Origin of the sequence: Trebonia sp. (assembly GCF_049794275.1) — a bacterium.
GTDB lineage: Bacteria > Actinomycetota > Actinomycetes > Streptosporangiales > Streptosporangiaceae > Trebonia.
On record NZ_JBARCR010000729.1, the window covers coordinates 1 to 4,878 of the forward strand.

Consider the following 4,878-nt stretch of genomic DNA (forward strand, 5'->3'; position numbering starts at 1 on the left):
CCCGCCGCCCCAGCAAAGCCAGCCCGAGGCCCGGACCCAGAGTCGCTGGAATCCCAGGAACCCGTGGCGCCACCCGTGGTTCCTCGAGGGCTTCACCTGGCTGTACCTGATCTGGTCGCTGGTGCCGATCGCGATCGCCGTGCTGTTCTCGTTCAACAACGGCCGTTCGCAGTCCACCTGGCAGGGCTTCTCCTGGCGCTGGTACTTCGGCGATCCGGTCAACTCGGTGCTGCACAACCCGCAGCTGCACGCCGCGGTGATCCAGACCGTGCGGCTGTCGGTGCTCACCACGCTGATCGCGGTCCCGCTCGGCGTCGCGTTCGCGATCGGCATCAACCGCTGGCGCGGCCCGGTCCCGGCGACGGCCAACTTCTTGATGATCTTGTCCTACGTCATCCCCGAGCTGATCTTCGGCGTCTCGATGTTCTTCGTGTTCACCACGCTCTTCTCCACCGTGCACCTGGGCACCACCGCGGAGGTCCTCGGCCTGGTCACCTGGAACGTCAGCTGGCCCGCCATCGTCGTCCAGGCCAGGCTCGTCACTCTTGGCAGCCATTACGAGGAGGCCGCGGCGGACCTCGGCGCCAACCAGTTCCAGGTGATCCGCCGGGTGCTGCTGCCGCTGCTCGCCCCGGCCATCTTCGCCAGCGCGGTGCTGGTGTTCTCCGGCGTGATCGACGACTTCGTCATCGTCGACCTGCTCTCCTCCAGCGCCGGCAACACCCCGATGTCGGTGGTCATCTACTCGACGCAGCACGGCGGCAACGGCGGCCCCGCGCTCAACGCGCTCGGCACGATCATGCTCGCGATGTCGCTGATCATCGTCGTCATCGGCTACATCGGCTACCGCGTGCTCACCCGCGGCGAGCGAGGCGGCGGCCTCGCCGCCCTCACCGCCATCTCCGGCGAGAACTAAGCTCGCGACCCGCCAGAGTCTACGGCGGCGGGCCGGCGAGGCACTCACCCGCGGCGCCCAGCATGATCACGAAGGAAAATCTTCCTATGCGCGCGATTTTCTTTCGTGATCATGAAATCAGCAGCCTCAGGCCGGCCGCCGCGCCCTCGTCGTCCCGCATCGTGAGACGATGGCGACTTAGGGACAGTAGATTACGTCAAAAGAGTGATAACAGCAAGAAAAGCGTAACGTTCTGTCCCTAAGTCGTGGCGAGGGCTGAGGCCGCAGCCCGCCGCGCCCGCTCGCCACTCCTTTTATCCGGAACGTAGGCGGGTTCCTCCGCAGCGAACGTAAAGCCCCGCCAGCCGGGCTGGCGGGGCTTTCGTAACAGGGAGTGGGCCGCTCAGCTGGCCAGCGGCGCCTCAACGGCGGCGCTCGCGGCGACCGGGACGGAGGCGCCGGCCAGCACGCGCAGCGCGTCGGCGGGGAGGTAGGCGTGCACGGGGGTGCCCTGTGCCAGGTCGAGCGGCTCGCCGTCGTTCTGCTGCAGCGCCTGCAGCGACGCGCCGGTGGCCAGGCGCAGCATGACCTGGGTGGCGGGGCCGAGGAAGACGAGGCGGTCAACGAGCGCGGGCACCCGGTTGGGGCCGGCTGAGCCGTGCGACTCGACCTTCACCCGCTCCGGCCGGATCACCGCGTGCGCGGTCTCGCCGGCCGCGGCCGGGCACACGTGCGTGCTGGTCAGCACCGAGTCGCCGATCTTGACCGTGGCGGGAGAGCCGGCCGAGGACACCGAAACCTCCATCAGGTTGGCGGCGCCGAGGAAGTCGGCGACGTACGCGTCGGCGGGCTCCTCGTAGACGTCGCGCGGCGTGCCGATCTGCGCGATCTGGCCGGCGTTCATCACGGCCAGCCGGTCGGACATGGTCAGCGCCTCCTCCTGGTCGTGCGTGACGTAGAGGAACGTGATGCCGACCCGCTCCTGCAGCGCCTTCAGCTCGACTTTCAGCGAGCGGCGCAACTTCGCGTCCAGCGCCCCGAGCGGCTCGTCAAGAAGCAGCACCTTCGGGTTGAGCACGAGCGCCCTGGCCAGCGCGATGCGCTGCTGCTGGCCGCCGGACAGCTGGCCGGGCCGACGGGAGGCGAACGACGTCATCGAGACCAGCTCAAGCGCCGAACTGACCCGGGTGCGCAGCTCGGCCTTGGTCGTCTTCGCGTACCGCAGGCCGAAGGCCACGTTGTCGAACACCGACAGGAACGGGAACAGCGCGTAGCTCTGGAACACCGTGTTGACGTCGCGCCGGTGCGGCGCCACCGTGGACACGTCGGCGCCGTCGAGCAGGATCCGGCCGGAGGTCGGCTGCTCGAACCCGGCTATCAGCCGGAGCGTGGTCGTCTTACCGCAGCCGGAGGGCCCCAGCAGCGAGAAGAACTCGCCGCTCGCTACCGACAGGTCGATGTTGTCGACCGCGGCGCTGTCCCCGAAATGCTTGGACAGTCCCGCGAGCTCGATACTGCCTCCGGCCATGGTGTCATCTCCGTCTCTGCGACCGCCTGCGCGAGGCGGAAGCGGGCTTCCACTCGAAACCCAGCTGTCCGGCCGCGTAGCGCATGGCGAGATCATACGCACGCGAGGGCGGGACATCGGGATCTTCCAGCGCGATCTGCACGGCCATGCCGTCGAGCAGCGCGGACAGCGTGATCGCGAAGTCGTCGGCGTCGATCGGCGTGAACTCGCCGGCCTCCTGGCCGGCCAGCACGATCGCCTTGATGGTCTGCCGCCACCGCTCGTCGAACTTGCGGCGGACGGCGGCGACGCCGGCGTTGCGCGGCGACAGCGCCCACAGGTCGAGCCAGAGCAGCCACTCGCTGCGCGGCGCCGGGTCGGTGTCCGGCAGGCAGGTCATGCCGATCAGCTCGGCGAGTTGCCCGGCGGCGGTCGTTATCGACTCCAGGCGCTTGGTGCCGGTCTCGTACCAGTGGTCCTCGGAGTAGCGGATCGCCTCGGTGAGCAGCTGGTCGCGGGTCTTGAAGTAGTAGATGACCAATGCGGGGCTGGTGCCGGCGCGCTCGGCGACATCGGCGATCCTGGTCTCGGCGTAGCCGCGCTCCACGATGACCTCGAGAGCGGCCTGCAGTATCTGCTCGCGCCGCTCCTCGGTCACTTCGCGCGACCCTGATCCTCGTCCTGCAGCCCGCCCAGCCATCGTCTCCTCGTCCCGGGAGCCTGTCTCCGGCGCCGTCGCCCAAGACCTTGTCGGTATCGTAGCAGGAACATAGACTGAATGTTCAGTCAATGTTTGTGTCGGGCGCGAAACAACGTCCGGGAAGGCGGCACACCCCATGGCATCGGAGAGCTACGACGCGATCATCGTCGGCGGCGGGCACAACGGGCTGGTCGCGGCCGCCTATCTGGCCAGGCACGGCGCGAGGACGCTTGTCCTCGAGGCGCGCGGACAGGCCGGCGGCGCGGCGACCACCGAATCGCCCTGGCCGGACGCGCCGGAATTCAAGGTGACCCGGCTGTCCTACGTGATGTCACTGCTGCCCCCGACGATCATGCGCGACCTGGAGCTGGAGAAGCACGGCTACAAGGTCTTCCCGATGGGCCCGTACTACCAGGCGTTCCCCGAGGGCGGCTCGCTGACCCTGTACGAGGAGGACTCGCAGCGCAGCCACGACGAGATCGCCCGCTGGTCGAAGAAGGACGCGGACGCCTACCCGAAGTGGGAGGCGTGGCTCGCCGGGCTCGCCGACGTGCTCGGCCCGCTGCTGCTGACCGTGCCGCCCGCGATCGGCTCGCGCAAGCCGAAGGACCTGGCCGCCACGCTGCGGCTGGCCTGGCGGCACCGCGGCCTCGACGTGCGCACGATCGCCGATGTGACCCGGCTGATGACGATGTCCATCGCCGACCTGCTCGACGACTGGTTCGAATCGCCGCAGATGAAGGGCGCGCTCGCGGTCAACGGCGTGATCGGCACCTGGGCCGGCCCGTACGAGCCGGGCACCGCGTACGTGATGGCGCACCACTCGATCGGCGACGTCGGCGACGGCCGCCTCGGCAGCTGGGGCTTCCCCGAGGGCGGCATGGGCGCGGTCGCGGCCGCGATCGCCCGGTCCGCGACGGCCAACGGCGCGACGATCAGGACCGGCGCGAAGGTCGCCAGGGTCCTGGTCAGCAACGGCCGGGCCACCGGCGTGGTGCTGGAGAACGGCGAGGAGATCCGCGCCGCGACGGTCGTCTCCTCGCTGCACCCGAAGACCGCGTTCCTGGACCACGTCGGCAAGGAGAACCTGCCGGACAGCTTCGCGGCCGACATCGAGCACTGGAAGACCCGGTCCGGCGTGGTCAAGATCAACCTCGCGCTCGCCGAACTGCCCGACTTCACCGCCAACCCCGGCACCCACCTGCAGGAGCACCACACCGGATCGGTGGAGATGGCGCCCACGATGGAGTACATCGAGAAGGCGTTCATCGAGGCCCGCGAGGGCCGCCCGGCGACCCGGCCGTTCTCCGACGGCGTGATACCGACCACGTTCGACAAGACGCTCTGCCCGGACGGCACGCACATCATGTCGCTGTTCACCCAGTGGGTGCCGGCCGACTGGAGCCAGCAGCCGCACCGCGACGAGCTGGAGAAGTACGCCGACCGGATGATCGACGTCTACAACGAGGTCGCGCCCAACTTCAAGTCCGCGATCATCCACCGCGACGTGGTCGGTCCCTACGAGATGGAGCACGACTACGGGCTGATCGGCGGCAACATCTTCCACGGTGAGCTCTCCCTCGAGCAGCTCTTCCACATGCGCCCGGCGCCTGGCTTCGCCGACTACCGCACCCCGGTGCGCGGCCTGTACTACGCGAGCTCGGCCACGCACGCGGGCGGCGGCGTCTGCGGCATCCCTGGCATGCAGGCGGCCAAGGCGGCGATCGCCGACCGCGCCGTCCGCCGTCCCCGTGGCTGACGGGCCCGTGGCTGACG

Annotated in this window: 4 protein-coding genes; 2 read left to right on the top strand and 2 right to left on the bottom strand. The window is 69.2% G+C overall.

Features of this window, described 5'->3' with window-relative positions; genetic code table 11:
* A partial coding sequence (locus tag WA805_RS19320) for an ABC transporter permease (protein WP_425243029.1) occupies window positions 1–916 on the top strand: 916 nt, incomplete at its 5' end.
* A gap of 382 nt (window positions 917–1,298) precedes the next feature.
* On the opposite strand, the gene WA805_RS19325 is transcribed toward WA805_RS19320, so the two are convergent.
* Together WA805_RS19325 and WA805_RS19330 are read right to left on the bottom strand one after the other, a co-directional pair.
* A complete protein-coding gene (locus tag WA805_RS19325) occupies window positions 1,299–2,423 on the bottom strand; it encodes an ABC transporter ATP-binding protein (protein ID WP_425243030.1) in 1,125 nt (374 codons plus the stop codon).
* 4 nt (window positions 2,424–2,427) lie between these two features.
* Complete coding sequence (locus WA805_RS19330; RefSeq protein WP_422289900.1) at window positions 2,428–3,060, bottom strand: TetR/AcrR family transcriptional regulator; 633 nt, start codon at window positions 3,058–3,060, stop codon at window positions 2,428–2,430.
* Window positions 3,061–3,238: 178 nt separating this feature from the next.
* On the opposite strand from WA805_RS19330, the gene WA805_RS19335 reads away from it, so the two are divergent.
* Window positions 3,239–4,861, top strand: a complete 1,623-nt coding sequence (locus tag WA805_RS19335) for a phytoene desaturase family protein (protein ID WP_422289898.1) — start codon at window positions 3,239–3,241, stop codon at window positions 4,859–4,861.
* Window positions 4,862–4,878: the final 17 nt, after the last annotated feature.

What these genes read in the sequence shown, in the direction of transcription:
- WA805_RS19325 (WP_425243030.1), bottom strand. Translation starts at nt 2,423, where the DNA reads ATGGCCGGAGGCAGTATCGAGCTCGCGGGACTGTCCAAGCATTTCGGG.
- WA805_RS19335 (WP_422289898.1), top strand. Translation starts at nt 3,239, where the DNA reads ATGGCATCGGAGAGCTACGACGCGATCATCGTCGGCGGCGGGCACAAC.